14 protein-coding genes are annotated in these 15586 nt (G+C 64.0%); 1 reads left to right on the top strand and 13 read right to left on the bottom strand.

All coding sequences use genetic code 11. The features are described from left to right. Positions 1–4: 4 nt before the first annotated feature. The 13 genes from RA26_RS20310 to RA26_RS20250 form a co-directional block, all read right to left on the bottom strand. Positions 5–385, bottom strand: coding sequence for a hypothetical protein (locus tag RA26_RS20310; RefSeq protein WP_039186979.1), 381 nt, complete (start codon positions 383–385; stop codon positions 5–7). Continuing rightward, positions 385–1143, bottom strand: a complete 759-nt coding sequence (locus RA26_RS20305) for a hypothetical protein (protein ID WP_039186978.1) — start codon at positions 1141–1143, stop codon at positions 385–387. The genes RA26_RS20310 and RA26_RS20305 overlap by 1 nt, the downstream gene beginning before the upstream one ends. A 35-nt stretch (positions 1144–1178) precedes the next feature. Further along, positions 1179–3827 (bottom strand): type VI secretion system ATPase TssH, encoded by a 2649-nt coding sequence (gene tssH, locus RA26_RS20300; RefSeq protein ID WP_039186977.1) that lies wholly within the window; start codon positions 3825–3827, stop codon positions 1179–1181. A gap of 32 nt (positions 3828–3859) precedes the next feature. Beyond that, positions 3860–4951, bottom strand: a complete 1092-nt coding sequence (gene tssG, locus RA26_RS20295; protein ID WP_039186976.1) for a type VI secretion system baseplate subunit TssG — start codon at positions 4949–4951, stop codon at positions 3860–3862. Then, complete coding sequence (gene tssF / locus RA26_RS20290; RefSeq protein ID WP_039186974.1) at positions 4948–6870, bottom strand: type VI secretion system baseplate subunit TssF; 1923 nt, start codon at positions 6868–6870, stop codon at positions 4948–4950. The genes tssG and tssF overlap by 4 nt, the downstream gene beginning before the upstream one ends. Beyond that, on the bottom strand, positions 6867–7457 hold the full coding sequence (gene tssE / locus RA26_RS20285; RefSeq protein WP_039186973.1) for a type VI secretion system baseplate subunit TssE: 591 nt from the start codon (positions 7455–7457) through the stop codon (positions 6867–6869). The genes tssF and tssE overlap by 4 nt, the downstream gene beginning before the upstream one ends. Before the next feature lie 126 nt (positions 7458–7583). Continuing rightward, positions 7584–8081 carry an Hcp family type VI secretion system effector gene (locus RA26_RS20280; protein ID WP_039186972.1) on the bottom strand — a complete coding sequence of 166 codons (498 nt, stop codon included), beginning with the start codon at positions 8079–8081 and terminating at the stop codon, positions 7584–7586. Between the two features lie 49 nt (positions 8082–8130). Further along, positions 8131–9624, bottom strand: a complete 1494-nt coding sequence (tssC, locus tag RA26_RS20275; RefSeq protein WP_039186971.1) for a type VI secretion system contractile sheath large subunit — start codon at positions 9622–9624, stop codon at positions 8131–8133. Between the two features lie 36 nt (positions 9625–9660). After that, positions 9661–10182 (bottom strand): type VI secretion system contractile sheath small subunit, encoded by a 522-nt coding sequence (gene tssB, locus RA26_RS20270; protein ID WP_039186970.1) that lies wholly within the window; start codon positions 10180–10182, stop codon positions 9661–9663. Positions 10183–10293: 111 nt separating this feature from the next. Next, positions 10294–11646: a type VI secretion system protein TssA gene (locus RA26_RS20265; protein ID WP_039186969.1), complete on the bottom strand. Its 1353-nt coding sequence runs from the start codon at positions 11644–11646 to the stop codon at positions 10294–10296. 94 nt (positions 11647–11740) lie between these two features. Continuing rightward, entirely contained in the window at positions 11741–12994 is a 1254-nt protein-coding gene (gene tagH, locus RA26_RS20260) for a type VI secretion system-associated FHA domain protein TagH (RefSeq protein ID WP_039186967.1), read from the bottom strand. A gap of 53 nt (positions 12995–13047) precedes the next feature. After that, positions 13048–13548 (bottom strand): DUF6931 family protein, encoded by a 501-nt coding sequence (locus RA26_RS20255; RefSeq protein ID WP_241482701.1) that lies wholly within the window; start codon positions 13546–13548, stop codon positions 13048–13050. 208 nt (positions 13549–13756) lie between these two features. After that, the gene (locus RA26_RS20250; RefSeq protein WP_039186965.1) at positions 13757–14056 is read right to left on the bottom strand and encodes a PAAR domain-containing protein; all 300 of its coding nucleotides are present in this window, start codon (positions 14054–14056) and stop codon (positions 13757–13759) included. 329 nt (positions 14057–14385) lie between these two features. Between RA26_RS20250 and RA26_RS20245 the strand changes: the two genes are divergently transcribed. Further along, a partial coding sequence (locus RA26_RS20245; RefSeq protein ID WP_039186963.1) for an autotransporter-associated beta strand repeat-containing protein occupies positions 14386–15586 on the top strand: 1201 nt, incomplete at its 3' end.

Here is a 15586-nt window from a genome sequence, read left to right as displayed (position 1 = left end):
GGGCTCAGCCGCTGCAAGCCAGCGGGCGGGGGGCGGAGAATTCACGCAGGCCGAACAGGCTGAGATCCGGGGTGAAGACATAGCCCGCTGCTGATGCACTGTGCTGAAATACAAGCAAGCCGCCTGCGGGCAGCAAGATGAACAGCGCGGTGATGGCGGCCAGCAGACGGGTGTGCCAGCGGTGGGGCAAGGGGGCGAGCAGCAAGAACAGCGGCAGCACGGAGAGCCCGAGGAACCAGAAGGCGCTGTTGTCGATCACTGCTTTTGCAGCGCAGCCCCGCATGGCGGTGAGGGCTGCGGAAATATCCGACAGCCCCCAGCCTGCCGCCAGCAGGCCGAGCAGGGAAAACCCGCCCAGAATGGTGATAGCCGCGGCCCTGGGCATCAGTGCGGCAGCGCGTTGCGCAGGGCCTGATTGACCAGGTGCCGCTCCCAGGCGTTGATCTGGCGGGCCAGCTTGCGCAGCGGGTTTTCAAAGGAATCCACCGTGTCCTCGATGGCGCGGACCAGGGTTTCCGTCAGGCCGAATTTGCGGTCCACCCGGTCCAGCAGGATCGACATGCCGATGCCGACGGCAATGGCCGCGATGACCGGTCCGGCGGCGATGGTGGTGAGGGTGCCCACGGCCACACCCGCCAGATAGCCGGCGCCCGCCGCGATGGCGAATTTGGTCACATCGGAGGCCACGGTGCCGATCAGCTGTGTGAGCCGCGGATCATTGTCCGCAAACACATGTTCCACCACCCGCAGCGCGGTGAAGGCGACAATGGCGATGCCGGTCATTTTGGCGGCGCCCCTGGCCAGATCCTTGCCGCTGAGCACCAGTTTGGCGACCTTGGGATTGCTGGCGAGATAGCGGGTGCCCTGCAGGGTGGCGCGCTGGCCGGGGTAGCCTTTGATGATGATGTAATCCTTGCCGTTCACATGTTTGATGTAGGCCCGGCCGGTCAACCCGAGGCGGCGCACGATGCTGACGGCACCGGCGCTGTCGATGCCCGCAGTGGCGGCGCTGACCAGATCGACGCCGGTGGCCTGGGCCAGTTCGTCGTTGATCTCGGCCACGTAAAGCAGGGTTTCCTCGATGGTTATCTTGCGGCTGTCAGTGGTGACGGTGCAGCGGCCGGTGGCCAGGGTTTCTGCCATGGGTACTCTCTCAACAAAGGGATTGCGGTTCAAATTCAGGACAAGGTGTATTCAAAGCCGTCCGGGCCGGCTGAAACGCTGACGCGGGCGATTTCCTGACCGGAGCTGAGCGCCTGCAGCAGTTTGCGGCTGAGGTCCGGCAGGATCGAATTGGTGATGACGTTGTCGATCATCCGCCCGCCGCTGTCCGGGTCGTTGCATTGGGCAGTGATATGGTCGAGCACGTCCTGGCCATAGGTCAGAGCGGTGCCGTGGGCGCCCTTGAGCCGCTCGGCCACGGCGGCGAGTTTCAGACGGGTGATGCCGCCCAGCACCGCGCGGCTGAGCGGGAAATAGGGGATCGTCACGATCCGGCCCAAAAGGGCAGGGGGGAAGACCTCAAGCAGGCTGGGTTTCAGGGCGAGGTTCAGCTGTTCGGGATCGGGCTGGCTGTCCGCGTTCCCGGCCATCTCCATGATGACGTCCGTGCCCACGTTGGAGGTGAGCAGGATCAGGGTGTTCTTGAAGTTGATCAGGCGGCCGTTGCCGTCCTCCATCACGCCCTTGTCGAAGACCTGGAAGAACAGCTCATGCACGTCGGGGTGGGCCTTTTCGATCTCGTCCAGCAGCACCACGGAATAGGGTTTTCGGCGCACCGCCTCTGTCAGGCGGCCGCCCTCGCCATAGCCGACATAGCCGGGAGGCGCGCCTTTCAGCAGGGAGACGGTGTGGGCCTCCTGAAACTCGCTCATGTTGATGGTGATGACGTTTTGCTCGCCGCCGTAAAGCTGTTCGGCCAGCGCCAGCGCGGTTTCGGTCTTGCCGGTGCCGGAGGGGCCGCAGAGCATGAAGACGCCGATCGGCTTGTTGGGGTTGGCAAGGCCTGCGCGGCTGATTTCGATCCGTTTGGCGATGGTGCGCAGGCCGTGGTCCTGGCCGATCACCCGTTCACGCAACGTGTCCGGCAGGGTCAGCACCGCTGCCAGCTCATCCTGGACCATGCGGCCCGCCGGGATACCGGTCCAGTCGGAGATCACAGCCGCAACCGCCTGGGCGTCCACATGGGCATAGACCATGCGGTCATCGGGGCTGGTGGCGTCAAGTTTGCCCATGAAGGTGTGCATCTCGCTGCGCAGCGGCTCGCGGGAGGCGTCTTCGCTGCTGTCCGGGTTGGCTGCAGATTGCAGCGAAGCCCGCAGGGCGAGCACCTGATCCACTATCTCTTTTTCGCGCGTGTAGCTGGATTGGATATCTTCCAGGCCGGCTTTGAGTGCGGTGATTTCTGCGCGGATTTCCTCTTCGCGCTCGGGATCAGGTTCGCCCAGGTCGCGGGCGGCGGTCTTGCCCTCCAGCTCGGCCTCCAATGCGCTGATGCGGGCCTTGGTGTCCATGATGCGGGCGGGGACGGCGGATTGGCTGATGGCGACGCGGGCGCAGGCGGTGTCCAGGAGCGAGACTGCCTTGTCCGGCAATTGCCGCGCCGGGATGTAGCGGTGCGACAGGGTGACGGCGCTGACGATGGCCTCGTCCGAGATGCGCACATTGTGGTGCTTTTGCATCGGCTCCAGAATGCCGCGCAGCATGTCGCAGCAGATCTCGACCGAGGGTTCATCCACGTTGACCGGCTGGAAGCGGCGGGTCAGCGCCGGGTCTTTTTCGATGTGCTGGCGGTATTCGCTCCAGGTGGTGGCGGCGATGGTGCGCAGGGTACCGCGTGCGAGCGCCGGTTTCAGCAGGTTGGCGGCGTCGCCGGTGCCGGCCTGGCCGCCTGCGCCGATCAGGGTGTGGGCCTCGTCAATGAACAGGATGATCGGCTCGGGGCTGGACTGTACTTCGTCGATCACCGATTTCAGGCGCTGCTCAAACTCGCCTTTGATCGAGGCGCCGGCCTGCATCGACTGGATGTCGAGTTCAAAAAGGCGGGTGCCCTGCAGCTTGGGCGGCACATCGCCCGAGGCGAGCAGCTGGGCAAAGCCTTCGACCACGGCGGTTTTGCCGACACCGGCCTCGCCGGTCAGGATCGGGTTGTTCTGACGGCGGCGCAGCAGCACGTCGGTCAGCTGGCGGATTTCCTCGTCGCGGCCCTTGACCGGGTCCATTTCTGCGGCGGCAGCGGTCATGTCCTTGGCAAAGCGGTCCAGTGCGGTGCTGCCGCCCTTGGCCGGGCTGCCGCCAGCGGTGTCCTCAGCTGTCGAGAGGTTGGCGCCGTCCATCGGGCGCATGGTCTCCTCTTCGCTGCCGGCCCAGAGCGTGCGGCTGTCCTGGCCCAGCTGTTCGGCGGAGATGCTCTCGAACAGCGGCGAATAGCGCAGCAGCTGGCGGCGCAGGGCGGGGTCGTTCAGGAGCGCGGTCAGCACATGGCCGGTGCGGATCTGCGCTTCGCCGAAGAACAGCGTGGCATAGGTCCAGGCGTGGTTCAGCGCGTCCGACAGGTGGTCGCTGATGCCGGGAGTCTCGGTCACGTTCTTGTCGAGCCGATCCATGGCCGCCGACAGATCCTTGAGCATGCGGCCGCGGTTTAGGTCCAGCTGGCGCAGGGTGACAGAGATGTCGGCGTTCTGGTTGGAGACGGAATGGAACAGCCAGTGGCTGAGATCGACATAGCGGTTGCGGGCGCTGCGGGCCTGGCGCATGCCCTGCAGGAAGGCGTCATAGCCTGCGCGGTTCATCTTGCCCGCGTATTTTTCAATGGTGATTTCAGTCATCTCGGTTTGCCTCAAATACGGGCGGCTGCGGTTTATGCGGCCTGGCTTTCAAATGCGGTTTCTGAAGAGGGGGCGGGGAACAGCGGGTAGCGGCTGACCTGCAGGTGGCCGTCCCGCCGCGGGATGCCTGCGGCAGCGGCTTCTTCTGCGGGGCCGACGCAGGCCAGCCAGCCGACCTGGGTGCTTTGGCCCAGAACAGCGGTGCGGATGTCCGGTTCCGGCATCCAGAGCGCGGTTTCCACATCGACCGACTGGCCGAGGTACCAGAACACAATGCCGCGCAGGCTGGCGTGATCCGGGCCGCCGGGCAGGAAACGCTGGTAGGAGGCCGGTCCGCTGACGGTCACGTGGATGCGGATCTTGGCGCTGAGGGATTGCACATGGCCGCCGAGAAATGCGTTTTCACCCAAGGTGCAGCCCTGTTCGCCCAAAAGGCACAGCGCGTCCTGTTCCAGGTCGAGCCAGCAGGGCACGTGTTCCTCAATGCGGAAGGCGGCGCGGTCTGCAAAATGCAGCTCCAGCATCTGGCGCAGGCGCACCGGGCTTTTGACCCGGCCCGCGGCCAGCGGTGCCAGCTGCAGTTTCGCCATGTCGCTGAGGCCTGCAGTGCCGCGCAGTGCCGGGGTGCCGCAGCCGAGCAGTGACAGGATATAGGCCTGGAACCGGTCACCGTCGTGATGGTCGAACTGGGTGATCGCCTTGGCGTCGGACCAGGCGCGGAAGAACAGCTCCTGAAAGCGGGCAGTGAAGATGTCGCAGAAGGCGACAAAGCTTTCATCACCGGCGGCGAACCAGGATTCCACCTCCTCTGTCCAGTTCAGTGGCAGCGCGCCGAAAGCGCCGAACAGGCCCATGAACTGGGCGCGCAGCCGCGGCGTGCTGCTGGTCAGGTCCACCCGTGCCAGATCGCGGGCCGGAAAGGCCAGCGAGGGGTCCTGGCCCAGATGCACGATGGCATCGCGCAGGCGTCTGTTCTTGCCGATGCGGGGTTTGCCGGATGCGCCGGCACGGCGCTCCAGCTCGCGCAGCAGGGCAAAAAGGCCAGTGCCTGAGGCCGCCTGTTGCTGCTGTTCCCGCCGGGTCAGGGTTTCAGCCGCCTGGGAAACGGGCTGGATTTCGTTCATAGCAGCGCTCCGGTACCGGAGCAGGGGGCAAAGCGCGCAATCTCGCCGCGCTGCTGGCTGACGATAACGGTTTGGGTGAAGCTGTTGACGGCTGTGTATTCCGCGAAGAAACGGTCCAGCACCGCGCCGAGCGGCACGATGCCTGTGCTTTCGAACTCGGTTTCGTCAAAGGTGACGCGCACTTCTATGCCGCGGGCGGTGTAATAGCCGTCCGGCGCGGCGACCGTGCGGGTGACCGGGGTGCAGTCGAGCCGCCGGATGCCGCTGATCTGGGCTTCGCTGACGGTATCCGACAGGTCGGCAAACAGGGACAGCATCTCGCGCAGTGCCGCGGCGGAGCCGTCGCCATCAGGGCTTTGCAGCCCGTGGGTGCCGAGCGACAGGTAGGAAATCAGCCGCCAGTAGGTGTCACCCGCGCCGGCCCGGTGGCTGGCTGCGGTTTCCCTGTCCGCGAGACTGTCGAGCGGCGGCGTGGGTCCGGCCAGGCAGGCCAGCGACACTGACAGGTCGTCGCTCAGCTGGAAGGTATCGGTGCTGCCTGCGATCGGCAGGTATTCGGTCAGATGCCGGTTGGAGCAGAGCAGTTTGACCTGCAGCCGGTTCAGGGTGTCGTGGCCTTCGGGCTGATAGAAGCTGAGGAAGGTCTCGGTGCCGCGGTAGCTGTTGCGCGGCGCGCCGTTGCGCTGCTCGCTCAGTGTCTGACGGCGCGGCTTGCGGCGGGTGGTGTAATAAAGCGTCTGGCGCGGGTCCTTGCCGTCGGGCGGCAGCGCATAGAGCGGATGAACCTCGGTCTTGCCCTTGCGGTCGCTGTAATGGGCCCAGGCCTGGCTGACGTGATGCACCTCGTAGTGGGTGACCGGGCTGGAGTTCGGCACCACCGCATATTCATGCCGCTTGCGGTCGAGATGCAGCTGGCTGGACATTTCTTCGAACAGATTAACTGCCAGGGCGGCGTTCACCGCCAGATGATGCGGTTCCATCGCGGTTGCAAGCCGCTGGCGGGCGGTGCTGAACTCAAAAATGATCTGCAGTTTGCTGCCGCGGACATGGGGCAGCACATCCTGCAGGCCGCTGAGGCGCAGGCCCAGGAACTTCCGCGGGAAAACAAAGAATTCGCGCAGCCGGGCAAAGCCGCCGAACAGGCGTTTCTGATGGGAAAACAGCCGCTCGTCAGGGTCGAATCCGATTTTGTGCAGCTGGCTTGGGGACAGGCGGGCAAAGACTGGATCGCCCTGCGCATTGAGCCAGCGCAGCGAAATGCGGGTGCAGTTGCAGAAGACCTGCTCATAAAGCGCCGCGGCTTGGTCCATCGGGGCGGTGAAATGCAAGGTCAGGCTGTCCATTGCCAGAGTGCGGAAGCTGGCGGCGCCGGCGTCTTCCCCGCCCAGCCGGGTGAGTTCCGCAACCAGCCCGGCCTTGGTGCCGCTGGCGATTTCCTGGCCAAGAGCGCCAATAGGCCCGGCGCTGGCGTGATAGGCGGCCTGGGTAACCGCGACCGGCCAGACAGACAGGGGGGCAGTTAGGGCGAACCGGCAGGAGACCCGCTGCTGGGCATCAAGGAAGCGCGCGTCCATGTAACTGCCGGGCTGGAAATGCAGGCCGTTTTCGATGTCGGGGCTGTCCACGGGAACATGGGCCTGGGCCAGCATGACGCTGGGGGTCGGGGCGAGAGCATCGGGAAAGATCTGCTCTAGCAACTCGCGGGTGAAGGTCTGGTATTCCTCGTCCATCCGGACCTGGACGCGGGCAGACAGAAAGGCGCTGCCTTCCAGAAGGCCCGCCACCGCAGGATCGAGGTTTTCCTCCAAGAGGCCGCCCAGCCGGTCGGCAAGGCCGGGATATTCCGCGGCGAACTCCGCCGCGCGTTCCTTGAGCAGCCCGAGTTCCTGATTGTAGGCGTCGCGCAGGGCCCGTTTCATGCAGTCATCCGCAGTTTGGAAAGCGTCATCTTGCCTGCGCCAAGATCCACCTCGGCATCGAAGTCGAGCGGCACGTCGACGGGATCGCCCATCAGTTCGGCTGACACCACCACAGCCAGATGGTGCTTGCGGCCGTCACCGTCGTGGATCTGCACATCCAGGCTGGCGGGGATGAGACGGGGTTCGAACCGCAGCAGCGACTGGCGCAGGGTCTCGACAACGGCGGGGGTGTTCAGCTCACGCGTGCCCAGGCTGCTGAGATCGCGGAAGCCGTAGTTCACGATGGAACCGGCCACATGCGGCACGTCATCCAGCGGAACAGCGGATTCCAGGTGGGTTGTGTTCAACAGCGCCGCCAGATCGGCCTCGAGGTGGGTGCGCAGCTCGCTTTCGGATACACCGAAGCGGCGCTGCTTGCGCGCCTTTGTCAACTGCGCGGTGCCGTCACCGGCCTTGCCGCGGTTGCGGCGGGCATCATGTTCCAGATGGGCGGCGCGGAAGACCTGCAGCAGAGAGGTCTTGGCCTTTCTGCCGGCTTGCCAAGGGCGCCGGGCGGTATCGGAATTGTCGGCGTCACCCCGCGACATGGCTGCACCTGGAATCTGGAAACATTGCAAGACGCTGGCGGTCGCAAGGGGAGGCGCGCCGCCAGCTGAATTCCCGGGCAAGCCTGTGCCCGGGGATCCTTTGTTTGGGACCGGTCTGGTCCGGGCTTACTTGGCCCACTCGCGGTTTTCCGCGATTTCCCAGCCCGCCTGGCTTTCCGGGCCTGCGGCGCCGGTCTGCTCCTGGAAGGTGTAGGTCACCTGGAAGCGGCGGAAGTTCAGGGTCAGGGTTTCCTGGACCCGGTCCAGGCCGTCCTTGCTGCCGCCGGTCTGGTAGTTGCTGATCAGGACATCCTCGAAATCAATCTTGAGGTAATCCACGGGCGCGGTGCCGCCGGATTTGCGCACCACCAGCTGGCCGGACTTGATGTGCTCGCCCGAGCAGCAGCGCTTGATCAGGTCGTGGGTCGCCTTGTCGACGTATTTGGTGACCTGGATGTCCTGGACATCGACCTTGCCGCCGCCGCCGCCGCCGCCCATGTGGGTGGTGCCGGACTGGGACATCGACCAGCCCCAGGACAGGATGTCGATCCAGTCCTTGTGTTTATCGTCCTGGCATTCGCCAACGATGCCGTTATCAAGTTTCAAAAAACAATCAATCGCCATGAATAACTCCTTGAGGCGTTAAACATCGCTTCCAAATAGCGGAAACGAATTACTTCCCGGAGGGCAGTTTGGAGACCAGGCTCATGCCGATATCCATGCCTTCCAGCTGAAAATGGGGTTTGAGGAAGAACTTGCCCTGGTAGTAGCCCGGGTTCAGCTCGTCCTCGACAACTTCGACCTTGGCGCCAGCCAGCGGTTTCTTGGCCTTTTCCATCTCGCTGGCGCTTTCGGGGTTGCCGGCCACGTATTTGTTCACCCAAGCCTGCAGGTCGCGCTGCAGCTGGGAGACATCGGGGCTCTGGCCTATTTTGTCGCGCACCATCGCCTTGAGGTAATGGCTGAAGCGCGAGACCGCGAAGATATAGGGGATGCGCGACGACATGTTGTCGGAGGCGGTGGCCTGGTCATCCACATAGGTTTTCGGCCGGTACAGGCTCTGGGCGCCGATGAAGACGGCCTTGTCGGTGTGCTGGCGGTGGATCAGCCCGATCAGGCCGGCCTTGCTCAGCTCGCCTTCGCGGCGGTCGGTGATCGACACTTCGGTCGGGCACTTCAGATCCTTGGCGCCGTCGCCGGTGTCGAACACATGGGTCGGCAGGTTGGCCACTTCGCCGCCCGAGGTGACGCCGCGGATGCGGACGGTCCAGCCGTGCTCCTTGAAGGCGCGGTTGATGTTTGCCGCCATCGCGTGGGCGGAGTTCATCCAGGCGTACTGGTTGCCTGCGTGGCCGTCGGTTTCCTCTTCGAAGTTGAACTCCTCAACCACCGAGTTGGAGTTCTGGCTGTAAGGCTCGCGCGACAGCACGCGGGGCAGGGTCAGGGCGACAAAACGCGAGTTTTCGCTGTCGCGCAGGCTGTTCCACTGGGCGTACTCCGGGGTCTCGAAGATCTCCGACAGATCCGGCGGCGCTGCGATTTCATTCCATTCGTCCAGCCCCAGCAGGTTTGGGGAGGCGCCGGAGATGAAGGGCGCGAGCGACGCCTCGGAGATCTTGCCCATCGAGTTCAGCAGGTTCACGTCGGCTGAGGAATGGTCGAAGTGGTAGTCGCCGATCAGGCAGCCGAAGGGTTTGCCGCCGAGGGTGCCGAGATTCTGCTCGTAGACGATGTTGAACAGCGGGGACTTGTCCCATTTGGCGCCGGGGAAGCGGCGCATCATCGCCTGCAGCTCCTTCTTGGAGACGTTCAGCACCTTCACCCGCAGCGAAGCGTCGGTTTCGGCGTTGTTCAGCGTGTAGGCCAGGCCGCGCCAGCTGGCTTCGAACTGCTGGAATTCCTCGTTGTGGAGGATCGCGTTCATCTGGTCGGACAGCTTTTTGTCCAGTTTCGCCAGCATCGCATCGACCGTGTCGATCACGTCATCGGCGACAACCGACTGGTCGTCCAGCGCTTCGCGCACCAGCGCTACCACCGCGTTGTCGACCTCGCGGGCGGCGATGTCGCTGCGCGGCTTGATGGTCTGTTTCAGGATGTCGGAAAACTCCGACAGCTCATCCAGTTCCGCAGGGGCCTCGCCTGCCAGTACCTGTGCTTCGTTATCCATGGTAATCACCGTTCCCGTCTATCGCCCAAGCGGCGTTCAGGCGTCGTCGCCGGTTTCGTCTTGTGCTGCGCGTTCCGCCAGCGCTGCCATCAGCTCAGGATCCTCGAGCAGCTTCCTGAGGTGGTCCTGCGCCTTGGGCTTGGAGGCCATGTAGCGTTGCAGGTTGGCCAGCTGTTCGCGGGCCTCCAGCAGCTTTTTCAGCGCAGGCACCTGGCGGGCGATGGCCGCCGGTTCCAGGTCACCCATGTTTTCGAACTTGAGCTCGATGCCGATCTTGTCGTTGCCGCCGCCGCCCAGCCGGTTTTCCGCCATGAAGGTCATGCCGGGCTGGATCGACGCCATGTAGTCATCCATGGTGTCCTTGGTCACATCGGCAAAGGCGCGCTCCTCGACCGCGTCCTTCTCGACCCCCGGATTGTTGCCCGACAGATCCGACATCACCCCCATGACAAAGGGCAGTTCAATCATCTGCTCGCTGTCGAACGGGTCTTCGTACTGGATCTGCACGCGCGGAGGGCGGTTGCGTTTGATAAAGCTGGAGCCTGAATCTGAGGCCATGAGTGCTACTCCCGTTACGTGCTGATCGAAGGGGCCCGCGCTTTCAGCTGACGCTGGAATGCCAATAACGGGGCGGGGCCTTCGATCGGATCAAATGTCTATTTTGCTACTTCAAGATGTTTTTTCTTGCGGTATAAGTTCTTCAATCAGTGATTGAAAGTCCTTGTCCAGGTAACTTTGCGCCCGCTGCAGCAGGACCGGCACCGGGCTGGACCGTTCCTTGCGGCGGAAAAACTCCTCGACAGAGCGGATTGCCTGGGCCGCCTGGGCCGCGGTTGAGATTCTGGTTTCCGGACCGGGGTCCTGGGGCAGCTCCGGCACCGTGCCGGCGCCTTCGGGCAGAGCGTTGCTCAGCTCCTCGAGCCGTCCGGCACCCAGCAGAAACCCGGTCGGCGCGCCGAAATCCACAACGGCGGTGTCGGCCTGGGCCGGCAGCAAAGCACGCAGCGCCTCCACCAGCGGCTTGCCGATCAGCAGGCGCGCCTGGGTGACCAGCAGCAAGGCTGCGGAAGAGGGCTCGGCCTTGCGGTAGTAGAGTTCACAGGCCTCAAGTGTGCGCCTTGCGTGGAGATGGCTGACGATTGCGCTTGGCGGCGGCGCTTGCTCAGGTGCCGCCAGCACGGGCGGCGGCTGCAGGGCGGGCTTGGCCGGCTCCTCCGCTGCGGTCTCTGTTGGCGGAGCGGGGTCAGCCTCCGCGGCCTTCAGTTCCGGGCGGGCCTCGGCGAGTGTTTGCAGGATCTCGGAGACCACCGCGCGCAGCTGGTCGAAGCTGGGTGCGAACGGCCTTTCCGCGTTGTTCTTGCAGGAAATTTCAATCCGGTTCAGCGCGTTGGAGATGCGGGTGAAATCCTGGTGGCAGGCGCTGACCTTGCTGGCATTGGCAGGCGCGGCAAGGGTGTCCTGAAGCGGTTTGAGCTCCAGATCGGTTTCATGCTGCAGCGGTGCGGCGCTGCCATTGGCGGCGCGGATCTTGCGCAGGGTGACTTCGGTGGTGCCTGCCAGCCCCATGAACATCAGCGGCTGCACCATTGTCGCGGGCTGGTTCAGGTCATTGATCGCATCCCGGCGTTCCGAGCCGCCGTCATCCAATGCGGGATGCGCCTCCGCGGGGTACTGCTCCAGCAGGTCGGCGATGGTCTCGATGGTGCCGGCCAGATCGCTGCGGCGTCCGGCCAGCGCATCCCATTGCGCTTGCAGCACCAGCAGGCGCAGATCCCGGCTGCGCGCCAGAAGCGCATCCAGCGCCTGTTTCTCCGCGCGGTGGTCAACATCCTTGGGGTCGAAAATCCGGTCCGGGGAACGGCTGCCGTCAGGGCGCTCGACACCGGGCTGCATGTAGAAGCCGGGCAGGCGCCCGACCGCGCCGAAATAGTATTCCTCGTACTCCGGGTCAAAGCTGGCGTTCAGGTCCGGCCCGCAGGGGGCACTAACGGACAGGGGCGCGGCAATTGCGCTGCTGTGCATCAATCAATCCTGTCCAAAATCAACCAGAAGTTATTGTCTTGTTTAAATCTGCGCTGAACTTAATCAACTTTAACATGTCGTCAAGGGTGACAGTTCAGTCGAATTTCCCATTTTGCTGCGCGGCCTCGTGATAGGCCTGCGCAAAGGCTTTCAGGAAGACGTCCAGCATCCCGTGTTCGGCTTCCGCTGCTTTCTCGTCCCAGCGGTCCACATAGCTCTCCCACAGTTTTCCGCGGCGGCTGCCACCCAGCAGAGCGGAGCCGCCGGCGGCAGCTTCGATCTCTTCCGGCGCGAGGCCCTGCAAGACGGCTGCAAGCGCTGGCTGCAGGGCTGCAAAGACCGCCTGCTGGTGGCTGCGGAGATCCGCAAGGGCAGCGGCAAGACTCTCCGGTCCCTCCATGAAGCCTTCACGCGGGTTCAGGAACATTGCATCCAGCGCTTCGTTTGCATCCGGCAGGAACTTCAGGGGATTGTTGCCTTGGGCATTGCGCATGGTGCGCTCGCCGCCCTTGGTGAACTGCTTGACGCTGGCCCGGTCCTGCAGCATCCGCATGATTTCTCCGGCCGACCCGCGCAGCGCCTGGCCCATTGAGCGGGCGAGTTGTTCCGGGTCGGCGCTTTGCGCCAGGCCGGGGTCCAGTCCGGCTCCCTCGCAGAAGGCGAGCAGAATGTCTGGACCGGGCGCAGCCGCGGGAGCGGGTGCGGCAGCGGGGGCGCCTGTGGGAACGGGCCGGGGCAGCGGTGCAGGCGCCTCAAGCGGCGGTGCGGGCGCCGGCGACCCTGGGGATGGCATGGGGACTGGCGCGACCGGAGAATAGCCGTCCGGACCAGCTGCTGGACGCCCGGCGGCCTGCGGTGGATGAGCCGGGCCAGATGCGGGCGGCGCAAATTGCAGGAACTGCTGCGCCGCATCGTCGAAGGCCCTGGAGCCGGCAGCCCGGTGCGGCAGCGGATTCACCGGTGCGCCTGCCAGTACCCCCAGATCCCAGGGATCGGCGTCTTCGTCGGCCCGCGATTGCGCAATGGGGGCAGTGGCGCCGGTTTCTACGGCAATCACATAATGGCCGGCGATCAGCCGCTCGCCGCCGCGCAGATGCAGCGGGCCTTGCAGCCTGTGCGGCTGTCCCTGCAGAAATGTGCCGTTGGTCGACACGTCCGTCAGCCAATAGCAGCCATCGCGGTAACTGATGTCAAAATGATGTCCGGAGACGTGCCGGGTTGCGTCGGGCAGCACCCAGTCCATCGACTTGTTGCGCCCGGCACTGGCGCCATGGCCGTCCAGGGTGATCCAGACCGGACCGCCATTTTCCAGCAGGTCGAAGTTTTCCAGTCTCAATGTCAGCGTCATGGCCTGATCTGTATTCGGTGGTTTCAGAAACGCGTGCCGGGCGTTCGGCGGGCTTAGTAGGTGCGGAACAGAGGCGCGGCCAAATCGATGAAACGTGCCAGCCGCACCGGCCGGTCTGACAGGGCGGCCTTGCTCAGGCAGGACAGCACCGCGGAATTCACCGCCCGCGGCGCGCGGTGTTCCGGCACCGGTGCGGGGTCATTCGGCGCGATTGCTCCGCCGGACCAAGCAACCGCCAGCCCAAGAAACACTGCCGGGCTGCGCACCGGAGCGTACAGTGCCGCCCGGGCGGCACGGAAGCGGTTTTCGTCATCCGGATATGTTGTCCAGGTTGCCACCAGTTCCATCATGCGCCGGTCATCCTCGCTTATCAGGTCAGCTGCGAGCCGCATGCATTCGTAGCCCCACCAGACTGCCATTTTGGGCTGCGCGGCAAAGGCAGTGAAGGTCACGGCATCCTCGGGTGTGGTTGAGGCGCGCAGCCGCATGAGAAAGGCGAGCCCGTCCTCCTGCTCCTGGGGCCGGTTCTGGATCAGGCGGCTGAGTTGAGGCATGCTCTGATAAAGGGCGTAAGGCGTGTCGAACCGCAAGGCGGATATAGGCGGCTGCGTCTTCTCACCGTCGTCGCCGCCACTGTATGGCAGCCCTGCCGGGGGTGTCTTTTCGTGGCTGTTCGGGGTCAATTTGTCTGATCATCCGGATGTTTGGGGTTCCCGCCGCGCTTGGGGAGGCGTACGGCAGCGATTTTTGGGGGTGGTGGTTTCAGCCGCCGAAAGACACGTTTCCCGACCCTGTCTCAGCTGCACCGCCGCAATCGATGGCGTCGCCGATCCGGCCTGCAGGTTTGCCATTGATGAACACGCTCCCGGAACCGCCGGACAAGCTGCGCCCATGGGCAGGGGCTGGGCAGACGCCGCAACCATGGTCGGCATAAGCGTCGCCTTGACGCACAGCGCCGAGGCTGTTGACGAAGACGTCTTCCGAGCAGCCCGTGGCCGGGGAGGGCGGGAAATGGCAGCCGTGCCCTGATCCTATGTCACCCTTGCGGGTTGCCGCTGGCATTGCGTTCTCCTGTTGGTTTCGGGCCGACTTTGGGCTATGTAAAACGCCTTTAGATTGCGCCTTTTTTGACCCTGTGCGCTGAAGCAGTTATTCTCCGGCCGCTCTGCTTTTTGAGCCGTCTTTGGAATACATCTTTTATCATAATAGCTTGTGGAGATTCTGCGGGGAGAATAACAACCGTCTCCTGCGTGTGGAAGGGTGAATATTTTGTAAATCTCCCCGCCATGTCCAGTTGACTTCTCGTGCTTAAATTGCATTTTGCGCGCATTTGACAAAGCTATCTGCTTGCGACCCCCGATTGAATTTTTATCTTAAAGCGGTATTCAAACATGCGCATTCTTCTGCTCGGAACCACTGCAATCTACGCAGGGATGATGGCTTGCCCTGCGGTGTCGCAGACCTGGACCAACGGCAATGGAACCGCCAATTGGGGGGAAGCCGGAAACTGGGACGCTGGCACAGTGCCCGATTCCAGCTCTGCGTCGGCTGAAATTTCTGGCGGCAGCGCACCGGAAACCATCCTGCTCAGAAACGGCGACGGCTCCACCACCAGCTACACGGCCAATTCGGTAGACATCCAATCCGAGGCCCAGCTTTCCGGTGGCACCCTGGTGCTGGACGGACCCGATGCCGGCCTGACCTACGGCGGCAGTTTTGCCGGCGATGTGCTGGCTGATGATATGGTGCTGCAACTGGACGGCAGTGCGGAGCTGACACTGGATGCTGATTTCTCCGCAGCGGCCGGCATCAACAGTACTGGCGCGGCAGCGCTCTCCATCAACGCGGCAAGCGGCACCGAAGCGGACTTCTCCGGTTCCCTTGAGGACGGCAGCGGTTTTTTGACGGTGGAAGCCATTGGCGAAGGGGATGTCACGCTTTCAGGCAGCAATACCTACTCCGGCAGCACCACGGTGCAATCCGGCAGCCTGACTGTGACCGGCAGTCTGGCATCGGAAACAGTGAGCGTGGCGTCCGGAGCAAGCCTATCCACCGATGGCGGCGCGCTGGCGGCAGGAACTGAACTCAGCAACGAGGGCGCTGTTTCGCTGGGCGGTGATGAGAGCATCGCCCGCCTTAACGGTGCAGGCACGGTGACGCTCAGCCCCGGCAGTCTGACGCTGACCTCCGGAACCTCCTCGGTTGACGGTGAAATCTCCGGCACTGGCGGACTGGCTGTCGCAGGCGGGGAAGTCACCTTGGCGGCGGAAAACTCTTACACGGGGGCAACGGATGTCCAGTCCGGCAGCCTGACTGTGACCGGCAGCCTGGCCTCGCAATCCGTATCGGTCTCACCGGATGCGCTGGTGACGTTTGACAGTGCAGCCGGGTCCACCGTGGGCGGGCTGACCAATGCGTCAGCAAGCGGCGGTTTGGTTCTGGAAGCCGGATCCGCGGTGACGGTGTCCAGTTCCGCCGGCGGCAGCGGCGCGTTGAGCAACAGTGGCGTAGTCTCTGTCGGGGACGGGGGGTCGCTGGAGGCGGAGACGATCAGCAACGCAAGCGGGGCGTCTCTGACCCTGGGGGCGGGGG

This window comes from Leisingera sp. ANG-M7 (assembly GCF_000813965.1).
Classification (GTDB): Bacteria; Pseudomonadota; Alphaproteobacteria; order Rhodobacterales; family Rhodobacteraceae; genus Leisingera.
The sequence above is the reverse complement of the archived record's forward strand: the minus strand, read 5'-3'. Positions and strand labels throughout refer to the sequence as shown.